The sequence below is a fragment of the Hoeflea algicola genome (assembly GCF_026619415.1).
Taxonomy (GTDB): domain Bacteria; phylum Pseudomonadota; class Alphaproteobacteria; order Rhizobiales; family Rhizobiaceae; genus Hoeflea; species Hoeflea algicola.
Window position 1 is genome coordinate 1,182,900 of record NZ_JAOVZR010000001.1, and the last position, 16,080, is coordinate 1,198,979.

Genomic DNA, 16,080 nt, shown 5'->3' on the forward strand with positions numbered 1-16,080 from the left:
AAACAGGAATCGTGCTATTGCATCACCAAGCCTGAATATCGCGGCTGCCAGCGCTCGGAGACCTTGATGAAACCAATCTGTTCGATGCTTGTTCTGGCTTCAGGCCTTGCTGTCTCGGCATGCAGCCCCTCACCCGGCCCGGGTGCCGGCCTCGATGGCCACGCAGCGTCCGTGTCGACATTGCAGCGGATCAACACGCAAGCCCATGCCTGTTGGCTCAAAGACAGTGATTTTGCCGATTACGGCATCATCCCGGAACTCGACACCACCAGCACGCCGCGGCTGCTGGTGATTCCGCGCGGCAAGCCGCAATCCCTGCCCAAAGCCGTTATCGTCGCCCCTGCCAGCAATGCCCAGTTTTATGGCCCGCTCTCGACCACACCGCTCGCCAGCCGCATCAATGGCGACATCTCGCGTTGGGCCTCAGGCGCAGTCGGCTGCTAGCGCAGCGGCTGCTCGATCCACAGAATTGCGGCATTAATCGGCATTCTGTTGAAATTCAAGCTGCCATCGTGGGCGTCAGTGCGCTATATGCGGGCGATACGCGCAGGACCAGAAGGGCAGTCCCCACCATGACCATCCCCAACACGATCCCCATTACCGACGAATTGATCGCCGCCCACGGGCTCAAGCCCGATGAATATCAGCGGATACTGGATCTGATCGGCCGCGAACCGACATTCACCGAACTCGGCATCTTCTCAGCGATGTGGAACGAGCACTGCTCCTACAAATCATCGAAGAAGTGGCTCAAGACGCTGCCGACCACCGGTCCGCGCGTGCTGCAGGGCCCCGGTGAGAACGCCGGCGTGGTTGATATCGGCGATGGCGACTGCGTGGTCTTCAAGATGGAGAGCCACAACCACCCCTCCTACATCGAGCCCTACCAGGGGGCAGCCACCGGCGTTGGCGGTATCCTGCGTGATGTCTTCACCATGGGCGCGCGCCCGATCGCAGCCATGAACGCACTCCGGTTTGGCGACCCTGAGCACGCCAAGACCCGTCATCTGGTTTCCGGCGTCGTTGCCGGCGTCGGCGGCTATGGCAATTCCTTCGGCGTACCCACTGTCGGCGGCGAAGTCGAATTCGATGCCCGCTACAACGGCAATTGCCTGGTCAACGCCTTTGCCGCCGGTATTGCCAAGACCGACGCGATCTTCCTCTCCGAAGCCAAGGGCGTCGGCCTGCCGGTGGTCTATCTCGGCGCCAAGACCGGCCGCGACGGCGTCGGCGGCGCCACCATGGCCTCGGCCGAGTTTGACGAATCGATCGAGGAAAAGCGTCCTACCGTCCAGGTCGGCGACCCGTTCACCGAAAAATGCCTGCTCGAGGCCTGTCTTGAGCTGATGCAAACCGGCGCCGTCATTGCCATTCAGGACATGGGTGCTGCCGGCCTCACCTGCTCAGCGGTCGAAATGGGCGCCAAGGGAGGCCTCGGCGTCGAACTTGACCTCGACAAGGTGCCGGTGCGCGAAGAAAACATGAGCGCCTATGAAATGATGCTGTCGGAAAGCCAGGAGCGGATGCTCATGGTACTGGAACCCGAGAAGGAAGCTGAAGCCAAGGCGATCTTTGTCAAATGGGGCCTCGACTTCGCCATTGTCGGCCACACCACCGACGATCTGCGGTTCAGAATTCTGCATCAGGGCGAGGAAGTCGCCAATCTGCCAATCAAGGAACTCGGCGACGAAGCCCCCGAATATGACCGGGAATGGCGTGAGATCGGAAGCCTGTCGCCGCTCGCCGCAACCGATGTCGAGGAGCCTGAGGATTATGGCCAAGCCCTGCTTGATCTGCTCGGCTCGCCCAACAATTCCTCCCGCCGCTGGGTCTGGGAGCAATACGACACGCTGATTCAGGGCAATTCCCTGCAGATTCCTGGTGGTGATGCTGGCGTGGTCCGGGTTGAAGGCCACGACACCAAGGCGCTGGCATTTTCATCCGACGTCACGCCGCGCTATGTCGAGGCTGATCCTTTCGAGGGTGGCAAGCAGGCCGTTGCCGAATGCTGGCGCAATCTGACCGCCACCGGCGCCGAGCCGCTGGCTTCCACCGACAACCTCAATTTTGGCAATCCCGAGCGCCCCGAAATCATGGGGCAACTGGTAATGGCGATACAGGGCATCGGCGAGGCCTGTTTGGCGCTCGATTTCCCCATCGTCTCGGGCAATGTCTCGCTCTACAACGAAACCAATGGCGAGGGAATTTTGCCGACACCGACCATCGGCGGCGTCGGGCTGATCCCCGACTGGGCCAACATGGCGCGGATCGGCGGCGCAACCTCCGGCGATGCCGTGATCCTGATCGGCAGTGATGGCAGCCATCTCGGCCAGACCGCCTGGATGCGCGACTGCCTTGGACGCGCCGAGGGCGCACCGCCGCCGGTCGACCTGATGGAAGAACGCCGCAACGGCGACTTCGTCCGCTCGGCAATTCGCAACTCGCTGATCAGTTCCTGCCACGATATTTCCTCGGGCGGCCTGGCCCTGGCGTTGGCGGAAATGGCGATGGCCTCCGACCTCGGCATGGACATCGATCTTTCAGGCAGCCAGGGTCCTTCCCATGCACTGCTGTTTGGCGAGGACCAGGCACGCTATGTGATTACCGTGCCCGCCGATATGGCAGGCTACGTGATGGCCAGCGCCGAGGGCGCCGGCGTCCCCTTCCGCAAACTCGGCACGGTTTCAGGCGCCAGCCTGAAAATCGATGAACTTATTTCCATCCCGGTATCCGCATTGCGCACCACCCATGAATCATGGTTCCCTGCATTCATGGATGCCCCCGTCGCAATGGCAGCCGAATAGCCCAATCAGGAGCCTCCCAATGGCAATGAATGCTGGTGACATCGAAAAACTCATCAAGGCCGGAATTCCAGACGCGCAGGTCACCATTCGCGATCTCGCCGGCGATGGCGACCATTATGCCGCCGAAGTGGTGTCCGAGAGCTTTCGCGGCAAAAGCCGGGTGATACAGCACCAGATGGTCTATCAGGCGCTGCAGGGCAACATGGGCGGCGTGCTGCACGCTCTGGCGCTGCAGACCAGCGTGCCCGATTGATCAGGCTCGCCGTCCCTTTGATCCGGGCCTGAAAACATGCCGGGGTTTTTCGAGGACCTGATCGGCGACGTCATCGAAGGCGTGGTTGACGGAATGGCCAAGGGTGCCGTTACCCGCAAGCGTCGCCGCAAAACGACCCGTCGCAAGACCAGAAGCCGCAAGACCACCACGCGGCGCAGGCGCTCGACCACCACCTCAACCCTCGAGAAAGTGATGATCGAAGCGCTCACCGGCAAGAAACCGGCCCGTACCCGCACCAAAAGACGCACCACGCGGCGCAAGTCGACTGCGCGCAAATCACGCTAAGAGACTTCTCTAACGCATTGAATGAATCGACTTTTGTGCCCGGAAAGAACGCTTGAACCGGGCTCCCAGCAGTCGTTCATTCGCGCCAAGTTTGGGTATCACGGCCCGTGCCGCCATTGATTTCTGGATCCGCGCGGGTGGAATCCGGCGGCAGTTTCGCTACATCGACAACCGCACTTTCGCCACCAGCACCAGGCCCCGCACTTTCAGCAATCGCCAGCGACCGCAATCTGTCAAAATAGGCGCCGAGAAACCGCATCACCACGCGGATCCGCGCAGTCTGGCGATGCCGCTCATGGGTCAGCAGCCAGATTTCCGTGCGGCTGAACTCCGGCGGCACGAAGCAACAGACGAGGTCGGTGTCGCCCGCTGCAAGGAAATCCGACAGCACCGACACCCCTACGCCGGACTTGACTCCGTAATAGACAGGCGTCAATCCGCTGTGACGGGCCACGATGGCGCGGTCGGGCACATGCTGGCGGAACCAGTCGGCGATCGGCGCCGGAAAGCTCTTCTCCTTCGGCGCCAGCAACGCGTGGTCAGCAAGATCGGCGACCGAGCCTGGCACACCGTGCTCGCGGGCATAGAAGCTGCTGCAATAAAAGCCCCAGGTTTCCTCTGCCAGGCTTCTGCCGAACAGCCCGTTGCCCGCCGGCCGCGGGCCTGCGCGAATGGCGATATCCGCTTCGCCCGCGGCCAGATCGAGCATCTGCCCGGAGGCCAGCAACTCGATACGGATCGCCGGATGCGTGCGCCGCAGTTCGGCGATCGCCCTGTTGAGAAAAACCGAGCAGACCAACTCCGCCGCTGTCAGCGTGACGGTACCGGAAACATCCCGGCCGATCGCCTCGGCGTCATGCTCGAACGCGAGATGGGCAGCCTCCGTGGCCTCCATCCGCGGTAACAGCGCCGTCAGCGCCCCGGTCGCGGCATAGCCGGTGCGGCGTTTGTCGAATAGCTCGATCGCCAGCTCCGTCTCCAGCGCCGCGATCCGCCGCATCACCGTGCTTTGGCTTACACCGAGCTTTCGCGAGGCGGCCATTGTCGATCCCGTCCGCCACACCTCCAGCACATACCGAATGTCGTTCCAGTCGCTCATCTATCCATTATGCAATTTTGCCGAACCGGCTGGCAAGAATGGTGTTTGAAGCAGAAATGCAACCGCTGCTATTGGCTCGCCACCGATGCGGGATTGGACGAACCGACCCTGCCCCTCCCATTCAGGCGAATTCCGATGAAAAAGCTTTTCCGCAAGATTGCTGTGATTACTCTTTCCATTGTCGTGTTCGGCGCCGTGGCGGTATTTGTCGGGTCCGAATACCGGCTCGGCAAAACCTATGATATCGCCGTTACCGATTTCCATGCCGATTCCGGCCTGCCGATCGAAGAGGCCAGCCGCCGTGGCCGAAGCTTCATGTGCGTCGGTTGTCATCGCAGCGCCGGCAATGTGCTGTTTACGGCGCCGCTGGTCGGCACGCTTGTTGCGCCCAACATCTCGCGCATTGCACCGACCTATTCCGATGGCGAACTCGAACGGCTGATCCGCCATGGCGTCAAGAAGGACGGCACAGCCGCACTGGTAATGCCATCTTCGACATTCGCGCATCTTGCCGACGACGATGTTGCCAACATCATTACCTGGTTGCGCACCCTGCCCCAGGCACCCGATGCCCAGCCCGCGGCCTCCAGCTTCGGCCCGCTCGGCCGCATCGCCCTGGCGCTCGACCATCTACCGTTCGAGGCCGACCACACGCCTGCAAATTTACCTGAACTGGCCCACCGCCCCGCCGACACTGGCCGATACCTGGTCGCAAATACCTGCAGCCATTGCCACCATTTGCAGACAGAGGCAGAAGTTGAAGGCAAGGTGGTGCCGCCGCTGGCCGTCGTCAGCCAGGCCTATTCGCTTGCCGACTTCACGCAGCTGCTGCGCACAGGCATTGGCCTCGGCAGCCGCGAATTAGGCCTCATGAGCGAAGTCGCCCGCTCCGATTTTTCGAATTTCGACGCGTCCGAGATCACCAGCATTCATGCCTGGCTTCAAACAAATCCCCAGGATGGACGTCCTGTCTCGCACTGAGACATCCGGGATAGTACCCGCATTCCTGATAGACAGAAGCGGGCGGCACTGTGGCGCCGCCCGCATCCAGGAAAAACAAGGCATTTGCCCGGCAGGGATTGAAATTCAATCGCGTGGTTTTTCAAACACATCCAACACCGGACCCGCCGGATCGCCCGAATCGATCTCCATCTGGCTGCCCCAGGCAAGGCTCGACACACCACCATCAAAGAACAGCGCGTCAGGACAATTCGCCGCATCGGCAAACAACCGCGCGAACGAGCCAAGGCTTAGCGGATCGCGGGTAATGACCAGCACCACCGTGCCATCAGCGCGGACACCCACACCGTTGCGAATATAGCGCGTGGTGCCATCGGGCAGAAACCGTGGATGCACCGCCCCCTTGATCAGCAACATCGGGCCCGACTGGGTGGCAAACGCAGGCTTCAGCCCCGCCGCATTGTAGGCTTCGGTTTCCAGAATTCCGGCACGCCCGTCATCGCCGATGAAGAACACGCCGTTGGGCTTGAGGTAGAAATTGCCGAAATCGTCGCCGGTCTCCAGCGGCGCTATTTCGATACCGTCTTCCACGTAAAGTCCCACCGGCGTCAAGTCTGAATGGTACATGCCGGCATTCATCGCCAGCACCAGCCCGCCTTTTGCCGCCAGTTGCTGCGCCGCCCGTGCAACCGAGCCGTAGGGCTTGCCGTCCTCGTCGCGATAGCTGAGCACAATCTCTTGTCTGGCGGGGTCGACACTGCAGACAATCGCCCCCGCGCCCTCGAACACGATCTCCTGGCAAAGGCCAGGCCGATCCGGATGCTCCATTATCGCCTCCTGCGGTGCGTCGCCGCCTGCCCCGGATATAGCCCCGGGGATGGCCTTGTTCCTCACGGCACCAAGCCAGATCGCCGCGGCCATACAGGCACCGGCGACGATCACAATTGCGAGAAAACCGGTGCGCCGCGTCATCATGTCTTCACTTATAGTGAGCGCCAGCTTGTCTTGTCATCCGCTGTGCATTATTTGAGAGGTAACGAAGCCTTCTGGCGCTCTCCGCGAAAGGATCCGACAATGTCCGGCATCAATGAATTCATCGACAACGAAGTCAAGACCAATGACGTGGTGGTGTTCATGAAGGGCACCCCGCAATTTCCGCAGTGCGGCTTTTCAGGCCAGGTGGTGCAGATCCTCGACTATCTCGGCGTTGCCTACAAGGGCGTCAACGTGCTGGCCGACGACGCTCTGCGCAACGGCATCAAGGAATATTCCAATTGGCCGACCATCCCGCAGCTCTACGTCAAGGGCGAGTTTGTCGGCGGTTGCGACATCATTCGTGAGATGTTCCAATCGAGCGAGTTGCAGCAGCACCTCACCGAAAAGGGTGTGCCGGTCAAGGCTGCCTGAGGTATCTTGCCAAGGCATCGACAAGTCATTGAGTTTCAAGAGGCGGATTTTCCGCCTCTTTTCATTTCAAATGCGAAAAATCCTGTAGCTTTGGCAAGCACGTGAGCGTGCCGACTGCGAAACGGAGACAATCATGACCTGGAACATCTATCTCTCAGGAGAAATCCACAGCGACTGGCGCGAGCAGATCATGGCTGGCGCAACTGAAGCCGGATTGCCGGCCAGCTTCAGCGCCCCGGTCACCCACCACGAAGCGTCCGACGATGTCGGTGTCGCAATCCTAGGCGAAGAACCCGACAAGTTCTGGCATGACCACAAGGGCGCGCAAATCAATGCCATTCGCACCCGCACACTAATCGGCAAGGCCGATATCGTGGTTGTCCGTTTCGGCGAGAAATACAAGCAGTGGAACGCCGCCTTCGACGCCGGCTACGCAGCCGCCCTTGGCAAGCCGCTGATCATCCTTCATCAGGACGAGCACGCCCACGCGCTCAAGGAAGTCGATGCCGCAGCGCTGGCCGTGGCCAGGACACCAGACCAGGTTGTCTCGATCCTGCGTTATGTGATTGACGACGCTCTGCCCGGCTACACCGATACGGCCGATCCGGCCCAATGAGCGACGCGCCTTACAATGGTTTCGGCGACAAGGCGCTGCCGTTCCTGAAGGCGCTCGGGTTCCATCAGGACCGCGCCTGGTTTCACGAAAATCGAGACCTGTTTGAACAACATCTCAACGAACCGCGCGGTCGCCTGATCGATGACCTCGCCGCCCGACTAGCGGCAGAGGAAATTCCGCTCACCTGTTCCCGCAAAACCTCGACCTTTCGCATCAACCGCGATGTCCGCTTCACCAAGGAGAAGCATCCCTACAACACCCATGTCAGCGCGGTGATCACCCGCTCCGGCACCAAGAAAGATCAGGGACTGCTCTATTTCCATGTCTCGCCGGACGAATGCTTCCTGTCTGCCGGGTTCTACAATATGGAATCGGACGAGTTGCGGGCTTTCCGCGAAGCAATCGTCGCCCGCAAGGATCAGTTTGACGCGGCCATAAAACCGCTGACCGATCTCGGCTATGAATTCGACAATCAAAACAGTCTCAAGCGAACGCCGCGCGGTTTCGAACACATCACCGACCCGGCCCTGCTGCAGTTGCTTCGCCTGAGACATCTGACCTTGTCACATCGTTTCGCTGAAGACCGTCTCTGCGGCACCGCACTGCTCAACGACCTGCTCGAACTGGCCCGCGCCGCCCTGCCGTTTCTCAATTTCGGCTGGCGGGTGATCGATCCGGTTCGCGCCGCCCGCGACGAAAAGCTCCAGTAGCCGGTTATTTGCCTGGATTCGGGTCGCAATGCCGAACCTGCAGGCATTTGCTGCAGTGCAAAGCCAGGCGCGAACCGATCCGGTTCGAACAGCATCAGTCCCGCAGCACCCCGATCCGCGTCGGTATCAAAACCGGCCACGGCGAGATCGCCGTGCTCCGCCCGCGATAGAATCGTTCACCGCCAATAACGCAATTTCAGCGGCTTGCCGGATCAGCATAGTGCGGTTATGAGTGGCTTCGGCTTTTGGCCAGTTGGCCCAGCCCCCTGATCCCTCATACACCCCGGACCAGGCATCACGTTCCAGAAATTAAGTGTATCGGGGTTACCTGCCGTAACGAACAGCAGCGCTTGCGCAAGCTGTTCCCAAAGGATGGATATGTCGATGCACGGAAAAGCGGCGCCCACAGCGGCCCAGTCCACAACCATTGGCGGCATCGGCCGTGTGCAATTCATCGCCATCATCGCTTCGCTGATGGCGCTCAATGCGCTGGCGATCGATATTATGTTGCCGGCATTCCCCAACATCGCTTCGGGATTGGGCGTCGAAGACGCCAATCGGATACAGTTCGTGCTGCTATCCTACATCATCGGATTTGGCGGCGCACAATTGTTCTTTGGTCCGATTTCAGATCGGTATGGCCGTCGCATGCCATTGTTTATCGGTATTGGGCTTTATGCCGTCTGCGCCATTGCCGGGGCGATGGCGCCCAACTTCGAGTTCCTGCTGCTGGCGCGGCTGCTACAGGGAATCGGCGCCGCCGCCACCCGAGTCATCGCAATTTCGGTGGTTCGCGACACCCATTCCGGCCGCGCCATGGCTTCCACCATGTCGATGGTGATGATGGTCTTCATGGTCGTACCGGTGTTCGCGCCGATGATCGGCCAGGTGATCATTCTTGGCGGCGATTGGCACTTGATCTTCGTGTTCATGGCAGTAGTTTCGCTGTTGATCTGCGGATGGTCGATGCTGCGCCTGCCCGAGACGCTGAGCGACGAAAATCGCCGGCCGTTGACGTTGAAGAGCGTGGTGCAGGCATTTACCACAGTGCTGACCAACCGCGTTTCGCTGTTTTACACGCTGGCAACCGCCTTCTATTTCGGGTCTCTGTTCGGCTTTCTCAACGTCGCCCAGCCGATCTATGTCGACCTCTACGGCCTGGGCGCCTACTTCCCGATAGCCTTTGCCGCCGTCGCCGTCGTCATGGCCGGCTCTTCTTTTGTCAATGCCAAACTGGTTGGCCGGTTCGGCCAGAGGCGGCTGTCGCACGGTGCGCTCTGCGGCTATTTTGCTCTGGCCATCGTGCTGGCCGGTCTGGCAGCATGGGGTCCGATTCCATTCTGGCTGTTCTTCGGAATTTCCATGCTGATGATGCCGCTGTTCGGTTTTGTCGGTTCCAACTTCAATTCGATCGCCATGGAGCCGCTCGGCGCGATTGCCGGCACCGCATCCTCGATCCTCGGCTTCGCTCAAACCGTCGGCGGCGGCGTGGTCGGCGCGCTGATTGGCCAAGCCTATGATGGCAGCGTGCTGCCGCTGGCAGTGGGCTATGTGCTGGTCTCGGCAATATCTTTGCTGATGGTTGTAATCGCCGAAAAGGGTCGGCTGTTCGGCGTCGGAGAACAGAACTAGTTCCAAACCGGAAACCGGACCAGCTCAGGCCGCTTAATGCGCCCTCGCCGCACAAAGTGGCCTGGCGCAGCGCATTGCTGCGGTCTGGCTATTTCTTCTGCCCGATTGCCTCTAGCGAGATTGCTCACCCACTGCATGATTTCGCATGCCGCCACACTGACCAGCATCAGCACCAGTCCATCCAGATCGGCAGAGGCTAATTTCGCTATTTCGGGGTCTTTTTGGGATCCAACGCCAGCGCCGCAAAATCAAACAGCGAGCGGTCGAGCAAATGCGAGGGCCGGGTATTGGCGAGCGCCCGGATCATTGAATCCTTGCGCCCCGGCATCCGCCTTTCGATCTCGGAGATCATCTCCTTCATGGCGTTGCGCTGCAGCCCGTCCTGCGATCCGCACAGATCACAGGGGATAATCGGAAACTTCATCGCTTCTGAAAACCGCGTCAGATCCTCTTCGGCGCAATAGGCCAGCGGCCTGAGCACCATCACGTCGCCCTCGTCATTGATCAGCTTCGGTGGCATCGCAGCCAACCGTCCGCCATGGAAGAAGTTGAGAAAGAATGTCTCCAGAATATCGTCGCGGTGATGACCCAGCACCAGCGCCTCACAGCCCTCCTCGCGGGCAATCCGGTAGAGATGACCGCGCCGCAACCGCGAGCACAGCGAGCAATAGGTCGCCCCCGTCTTGATCTTATCCGTCACCACCGAATAGGTGTCGCGGTACTCGATCCGGTGCGGCACCCCATGGGTGGTGAGATAATCGGGCAGGATGTGCTTGGGAAAGTTAGGCTGCCCCTGATCAAGATTGCAGGCAATCAGGTCGACCGGCAGCATGCCACGCCACTTCAGATCCATCAGCAGCGCCAACAGCCCGTAGGAATCCTTGCCGCCCGACAGCGCCACCAGCCAGCGCGGATTGTCAGCACCAGCTTCCGGCGGCGGGGCCACCATGGCAAAATCCTCGATCGCCTGCCGGACATTGCGGATCAGCCGCTTGCGCAGCTTGTTGTGCGACACGCTCGACGGCGCGCCGGCAAACATTGACGGTCCACCCGTCCCCAGCCCCTCTGCAGGGGCTGCCGCGAGATCAGCTATGGCCTCAGGGGCCTCGGCATTCATGGTCATGTCGCTCATATGGTGGGGATGATGGCTTTGCGTGGCCCCGTCAAGCCCCGAATACTGACCAGCCCATCCGCTTGGCCAGTTGTTCAAGCGCTGCACTGCCAAGTTTGGAATTGCCGACATGATCAAGGCCGGGCGACCAGGCGGCGATCGAGGCCTTTCCCGGGGCGATCGCCAGGATGCCACCACCGACGCCGCTCTTGCCGGGCAGGCCGACGCGAAAGGCGAATTCGCCCGATCCGTCGTAATGCCCGCACATCAGCATGATGGCATTGATTCGTCGCGCCCGCTGCGGCGAGACAACTTGCGCGCCCGTCACCGGATCACGGCCCTGATTTGCCAGAAACAGGCCCGCGCGCGCCAGTTGCTGGCAATTCATGACGATGGCGCATTGATGGAAATAGACGCCCAGAACATGATCAACCGGATGATCGATATTGCCGAAGGCGCGCATGAAATGTGCCAGCGACGCGTTGCGGTCACCATGCGCCGTCTCCGAGCGCGCCACATGCTCGTCAATCAGGATCGAATCATCATCAGCCAGATGGCGGATGAACTGGATGATCTCGCCGATCGCTTCTTTCGGCTCATGGCCGGCCATGATCAGATCGACCACCGCAATGGCGCCGGCATTGATGAAGGGATTGCGCGGCCGGCCTTTTTCCTGCTCGAGTTGCACGATCGAATTGAACGGATTGCCAGACGGCTCGCGCCCGACACTGCTCCAGACCGCGTCGCCGAGTTTGCCCAGCGCCAGCGCCAGCGTGAACACTTTCGACACGCTCTGAATGGAGAACCCGGTACCTGCGTCACCTGCAGACAGCACGCGTCCGTCAGGCAGTGCTACGGCGATGCCGAATTGCTCGGGGTCAACCTTGGCGAGTTCTGGAATATATTGGGCCACCGTCCCCCGGTCCGCCGAACAGGCCATCTCCTGGGCTATCTCGTCGAGAACCTCTTGCAAGTCGGTCATGCCCTGTCTCCCGGCGCATCAACAGCGATGATTGGCGCAGATACAAAAAGGCCGCCCCGAAAGGCGGCCTCGATCTGACGTGATCCTGAAACAGGGATCAGCGTGAATAGAATTCGACGACCAGGTTCGGTTCCATCACTACGGCGTAAGGAACGTCGGCCAGCGTCGGTACGCGGACAAAGGTGGCCGACATCTTGTGATGATCGACTTCAATGTATTCCGGCACGTCGCGCTCGGCCAGCTGTGCCGATTCGAGCACGATGGCGAGCTGCTTGGACTTTTCCTTGACCGCAATGACATCGCCCGGCTTGCAACGGTAGGAACCGATGTTGACCCGGGTACCGTTGACCGTGATGTGGCCGTGGTTGACGAACTGGCGTGCGGCAAAAATCGTCGGCACGAACTTGGCGCGGTAGACGACGGCGTCGAGACGCTGCTCCAGCAGGCCGATCAGGTTTTCAGGCGTATCGCCCTTCATCCGGTTGGCTTCGTCGTAAATCTTGCGGAACTGCTTTTCCGAAACGTCGCCGTAGTAGCCCTTCAGCTTCTGCTTGGCGCGCAGCTGCACGCCGAAGTCGGAAAGCTTGCTCTTGCGGCGCTGACCGTGCTGGCCGGGGCCATATTCGCGACGGTTGACCGGGGACTTCGGACGACCCCAGATGTTCTCGCCCATACGGCGATCTAGTTTGTATTTTGACGATTCGCGCTTGCTCATCGCATTTCCTTTCAAACGGTTGCACCAGTTTGCACTCAAACTGGCTGAAGGAAACGCGCCCTCCTCTGGCCCCCATATTGAAGACCTGACAGGATGGTTCACGCACGCTTTGTGACAAACCATCCACGGGACACGTAAGAAAACGCGGAAAAAAACTCTCCCGCGCTGCCGGGTCTCTAGGCCATCCGGCGCAGGCTGTCAACGCTGGCGATAGCCCTGCAACACAGATGCAAGCCTACAGAACTCACTCCGCCGCCTCCGCGCCTTCTGCGGGTTCGGGTGCATCGGCAGCCCCCGGTGCGGTTTCGGCTTGCAGGTCGGGAATGCCGACGATGCGTTTGCCGGAAAAATCCGCATGAACAATGAGCAGCCCCTGCTCTTCAAAATAGCCCAGGAGCCGTCGCGCCCGCCGTGCCGAGTGGGTTCCGTAAGCGCGGGCAATGCGCGCGTCCGACGGGCAGGCCTCCCCCTTGATCGCGGCATTGGCGAGCATCAGGAACACGCCCTGCAGATCCTCAGAGACATTGCCCGAGAGCGACAGCGCCGTGGCCCAGGCCTCGGTCGCCGCAGTCTCGGCGTCCACACCGGAGCGGGAGATGGCAACCCGGCGGCGGAATTCACCCAGCGGCATCGGCGGCCCGGCGACCCGTGCCATCCGCGCCCGTACCAGGAAATCCTGATAGAGCGCTGCATCGGTGCGGTAGCCCGATTGTGGATCAGCAAGAATCTCACCGAGCACATTGGCGAGCCGCTCTGCGCGCTCCTCTTCTGCCATCGCCGGCGCTTCCGGCGCATTGGCGGGTTTGGCCAGCGGCGCATCGGTGAGCGGCGTGGCGCGTGACAGTTCAGCCAGAATATCAGTTGTCGGTCGCGGCGTCGGACGCGTGCGCCGGGGGCCCACTTGGGTAAGTTCCTCCAGGTCGGGGGTGAAGATCAGATCTTCGACATCTTCGACCACTTCCGGCATCGGCATCAGCTTAGGGCTCGATGAGCGAGCTTGGGTTTCCACCTCGCCGATTGAGATCGGCAACGGCCGCCGTGACAGCGCGGGCCCGAGACCGACGAAATTGCCACGCTGGAGATCCCGGAACATTTCGGCCTGACGCCGGTCCATGCCCAACAGATCGGCGGCCCGCGCCATGTCGATGTCGAGAAAGGTACGGCCCATCAGGAAATTCGAGGCTTCCGCCGCCACGTTCTTGGCGAGTTTCGCCAGTCGCTGCGTGGCGATAACGCCAGCCAGACCACGCTTGCGGCCGCGGCACATCAGATTGGTCATGGCGCCGAGCGACATTTTTCGCGCGTCTTCGGAAACGTCCCCGCCGACTGCGGGTGCAAACATCTGCGCCTCGTCGACCACCACCAGCACCGGATACCAGAATTCATGGTCAGCATCGAACATGGCATTGAGAAACACCGCGGCGGCGCGCATCTGCTGCTCTACTTCTAGCTCGTCGAGCGACAGCACGCAGGAGACCCGGTGCCGCCTGATGCGGCTGGCGATACCTACGAGTTCCGCCTCGCTGCGCTCGCCATCGACCACCAGATGTCCGTATTTTTCCGACAGGGTGACGAAATCGCCCTCGGGATCGATGATCACCTGCTGTACCCATTGCGCAGACTGCTCCAGGAGCCGTCGAAGCAGATGTGACTTGCCGGAACCGGAATTGCCCTGCACCAGAAGACGGGTCGCCAGCAACTCCTCGATATCGAGCCTGGCCGGCTGTCCGCCGCTCAGGGTCCCCATGTCAATTCCGACCTGCACCTTTGCTTTACCCCGTAAATTTCCACGCACGACAAACCGATTCCCGAAACAATCGGCCACCGCATCCCCTACCAGATATTCGCAGCTGCGCCCGCAGTGATCTGGAAAATTCACAGAAATTCGGTGCCACCCGCCCCCTGCCAGTGGAACATCGGGGAAACCAGCTGCCATCAGCGCAGCCAGCGCCGTGCCTGCTCTCGGGCTTGCGCGCGGGTGACGCCAATGTCGCGCAGCATGTGCTCTTCAAGTTCACCCAGATGACGGCGCTGGCGTCGCCGTTCAAACCAGTTGGCCACCGCGCACCAGGCCGATCCCGCTGCGCGGCAAGCTCTGGCGGTCAACCGCGTCATCCGCAAATCGGCCCCGCCAATTGCATATCCGATATGAAAACCTGTCTTGCCGTTCATGGCCGTACTCCTGTTTACCGGAGCTGCGTTCTAGCCTTGATCATCGGCCTGACACTTCGTCCGCGGCCGAAGCGTTTGGAGATGACGCTGACGCATGCCTGCGTTAAACTCTGCCCATGAACAATCAGGCAACTGCCATCACCATTTCCGCGGTCGCCGCATTGATCGGCGACGTCGCCCGGACAAACATCCTGACGGCGCTGATGAGCGGCAAGGCATTGACGGCGGGCGAGCTTGCACGTGCCGCCGGTGTCAGCGCGCCCACCACCAGCGGTCATCTCGCCAAGCTGATCGACGGTGCGCTTGTCAGCGTCGAAGAACAGGGGCGCCATCGCTACTACCGGCTCGCTTCGGCCTCCGTTGCCGTGGCGTTTGAAGGCCTGTCCGATCTCGCCGCCGTCGGCCCGAAGCATCACCAGCCGACAGGTCCGAAAGATCAGGCGATGCGCCAGGCCCGCACCTGCTACGATCACATGGCCGGCCGCCTCGCCGTGGCGCTGACCGAATCGCTTGTTGCGCGCGGCCTAATCGTGATCGAAGACCGCGCTGGCCTGATAACCGATGAAGGTCGACAGTTCTTTTGCGGTTTCGGAATTGATCTTGATCCGAAGCCCGGATCCGCCCGACCTTTGTGTCGCACATGCCTGGACTGGAGCGAGCGACGCATGCATCTGGGTGGCAGGCTTGGTGCGCAGCTTCTGGCGCAGTCGCTAAGACGTCACTGGGTGCGTCCAGTCAAGGATACCCGGATACTGACGATCACCCGTGATGGCGAACGCGGGTTTCAAGAATTATTCGGAATACCGGTTGAGGTATTGATGATTCAACGCAACGCATAACGCCTGGATACGCGATTCACCCGAGTTCCATCGCTTAAGGCAACGCCGGTCACAACGCTGTAATCGATAAATCCGAGTTTGGCATAATAGGCCATCCCGCCTGCATTGTCGGCGCGGATGGTGGCGTTGATCATCGTGAACCCTGCATTGCGGGCATAATCGCGCGTCACCGGAAACAGCGCGGATCCGACGCCAGGAACCCGAGGCCTGCGAGTGAATGTCGCAACATCTATCCAGCCATCCGGCAAGCGGCTGCATTTCTCCAGCGCTTGAAAGCCGGCAATAGAAAGATCCGGCATCACCGCAACGTGGCAGCCAACGCAGTCCGGTCCCGACAGGAACCAGTGCTTGAATTCAGCTTCTGTCAGCGGCTCCTCGATTGCCGTCGTACCACCAGCGTCAATAACCTGATTGAGCAATTCCACCAATTCACGGACATCGCCCGTCTGGGCCTGACGGATGATCAAGGACGCA

The 16,080-nt window shown here is 60.7% G+C and carries 18 protein-coding genes; 10 read left to right on the top strand and 8 right to left on the bottom strand.

What is annotated here, in order from left to right; all coding sequences use genetic code 11:
• Positions 1 to 66 precede the first annotated feature (66 nt).
• The 4 genes from OEG84_RS05890 to OEG84_RS05905 all read left to right on the top strand — a co-directional run bounded on the left by OEG84_RS05890 (position 67) and on the right by OEG84_RS05905 (position 3,363).
• Positions 67 to 444 carry a hypothetical protein gene (locus OEG84_RS05890; RefSeq protein WP_267652855.1) on the top strand — a complete coding sequence of 126 codons (378 nt, stop codon included), beginning with the start codon at positions 67 to 69 and terminating at the stop codon, positions 442 to 444.
• Positions 445 to 572: 128 nt separating this feature from the next.
• On the top strand, positions 573 to 2,804 hold the full coding sequence (gene purL / locus OEG84_RS05895) for a phosphoribosylformylglycinamidine synthase subunit PurL (protein ID WP_267652856.1): 2,232 nt from the start codon (positions 573 to 575) through the stop codon (positions 2,802 to 2,804).
• Between the two features lie 19 nt (positions 2,805 to 2,823).
• The gene (locus OEG84_RS05900; protein ID WP_267652857.1) at positions 2,824 to 3,057 is read left to right on the top strand and encodes a BolA family transcriptional regulator; all 234 of its coding nucleotides are present in this window, start codon (positions 2,824 to 2,826) and stop codon (positions 3,055 to 3,057) included.
• Positions 3,058 to 3,093: 36 nt separating this feature from the next.
• Positions 3,094 to 3,363, top strand: coding sequence for a hypothetical protein (locus OEG84_RS05905; RefSeq protein ID WP_267652858.1), 270 nt, complete (start codon positions 3,094 to 3,096; stop codon positions 3,361 to 3,363).
• A 76-nt stretch (positions 3,364 to 3,439) separates the two neighbouring features.
• On the opposite strand, the gene OEG84_RS05910 is transcribed toward OEG84_RS05905, so the two are convergent.
• Positions 3,440 to 4,462: a LysR family transcriptional regulator gene (locus OEG84_RS05910; RefSeq protein ID WP_267652859.1), complete on the bottom strand. Its 1,023-nt coding sequence runs from the start codon at positions 4,460 to 4,462 to the stop codon at positions 3,440 to 3,442.
• 135 nt (positions 4,463 to 4,597) lie between these two features.
• Here OEG84_RS05910 and OEG84_RS05915 point away from each other — a divergent pair, with 135 nt between their 5' ends.
• Positions 4,598 to 5,443 (top strand): c-type cytochrome, encoded by an 846-nt coding sequence (locus OEG84_RS05915; RefSeq protein ID WP_267652860.1) that lies wholly within the window; start codon positions 4,598 to 4,600, stop codon positions 5,441 to 5,443.
• A gap of 105 nt (positions 5,444 to 5,548) precedes the next feature.
• On the opposite strand, the gene OEG84_RS05920 is transcribed toward OEG84_RS05915, so the two are convergent.
• Positions 5,549 to 6,397, bottom strand: a complete 849-nt coding sequence (locus OEG84_RS05920; RefSeq protein WP_267652861.1) for a phosphodiester glycosidase family protein — start codon at positions 6,395 to 6,397, stop codon at positions 5,549 to 5,551.
• A 99-nt stretch (positions 6,398 to 6,496) separates the two neighbouring features.
• Between OEG84_RS05920 and grxD the strand changes: the two genes are divergently transcribed.
• From grxD to OEG84_RS05940, 4 genes are all read left to right on the top strand, one after another.
• Positions 6,497 to 6,829, top strand: coding sequence for a Grx4 family monothiol glutaredoxin (gene grxD, locus OEG84_RS05925; RefSeq protein WP_267652862.1), 333 nt, complete (start codon positions 6,497 to 6,499; stop codon positions 6,827 to 6,829).
• 133 nt (positions 6,830 to 6,962) lie between these two features.
• Entirely contained in the window at positions 6,963 to 7,445 is a 483-nt protein-coding gene (locus tag OEG84_RS05930; RefSeq protein WP_267652863.1) for a YtoQ family protein, read from the top strand.
• Complete coding sequence (locus OEG84_RS05935; protein WP_267652864.1) at positions 7,442 to 8,155, top strand: TIGR02453 family protein; 714 nt, start codon at positions 7,442 to 7,444, stop codon at positions 8,153 to 8,155. The genes OEG84_RS05930 and OEG84_RS05935 overlap by 4 nt, the downstream gene beginning before the upstream one ends.
• 384 nt (positions 8,156 to 8,539) lie before the next feature.
• Positions 8,540 to 9,787 (top strand): multidrug effflux MFS transporter, encoded by a 1,248-nt coding sequence (locus OEG84_RS05940; protein WP_267652865.1) that lies wholly within the window; start codon positions 8,540 to 8,542, stop codon positions 9,785 to 9,787.
• Positions 9,788 to 9,992: 205 nt separating this feature from the next.
• Here the strand turns inward: OEG84_RS05940 and ttcA are convergent, their stop codons facing one another.
• The 5 genes from ttcA to OEG84_RS05965 form a co-directional block, all read right to left on the bottom strand.
• Entirely contained in the window at positions 9,993 to 10,910 is a 918-nt protein-coding gene (ttcA, locus tag OEG84_RS05945; RefSeq protein ID WP_425602898.1) for a tRNA 2-thiocytidine(32) synthetase TtcA, read from the bottom strand.
• Positions 10,911 to 10,950: 40 nt separating this feature from the next.
• Entirely contained in the window at positions 10,951 to 11,880 is a 930-nt protein-coding gene (locus OEG84_RS05950) for a glutaminase (RefSeq protein ID WP_267652867.1), read from the bottom strand.
• A gap of 97 nt (positions 11,881 to 11,977) precedes the next feature.
• Positions 11,978 to 12,595, bottom strand: a complete 618-nt coding sequence (rpsD, locus tag OEG84_RS05955; RefSeq protein ID WP_267652868.1) for a 30S ribosomal protein S4 — start codon at positions 12,593 to 12,595, stop codon at positions 11,978 to 11,980.
• 244 nt (positions 12,596 to 12,839) lie between these two features.
• On the bottom strand, positions 12,840 to 14,360 hold the full coding sequence (locus OEG84_RS05960; protein WP_267652869.1) for a helicase HerA domain-containing protein: 1,521 nt from the start codon (positions 14,358 to 14,360) through the stop codon (positions 12,840 to 12,842).
• A gap of 170 nt (positions 14,361 to 14,530) precedes the next feature.
• The gene (locus tag OEG84_RS05965; RefSeq protein WP_267652870.1) at positions 14,531 to 14,767 is read right to left on the bottom strand and encodes a DUF1127 domain-containing protein; all 237 of its coding nucleotides are present in this window, start codon (positions 14,765 to 14,767) and stop codon (positions 14,531 to 14,533) included.
• A 116-nt stretch (positions 14,768 to 14,883) separates the two neighbouring features.
• On the opposite strand from OEG84_RS05965, the gene OEG84_RS05970 reads away from it, so the two are divergent.
• On the top strand, positions 14,884 to 15,606 hold the full coding sequence (locus tag OEG84_RS05970; RefSeq protein WP_267652871.1) for an ArsR/SmtB family transcription factor: 723 nt from the start codon (positions 14,884 to 14,886) through the stop codon (positions 15,604 to 15,606).
• Here OEG84_RS05970 and OEG84_RS05975 read toward each other — a convergent pair.
• Positions 15,591 to 16,073, bottom strand: coding sequence for a GNAT family N-acetyltransferase (locus tag OEG84_RS05975; protein WP_267652872.1), 483 nt, complete (start codon positions 16,071 to 16,073; stop codon positions 15,591 to 15,593). The two genes, OEG84_RS05970 and OEG84_RS05975, sit on opposite strands and share 16 nt — an antisense overlap.
• Positions 16,074 to 16,080 lie beyond the last annotated feature (7 nt).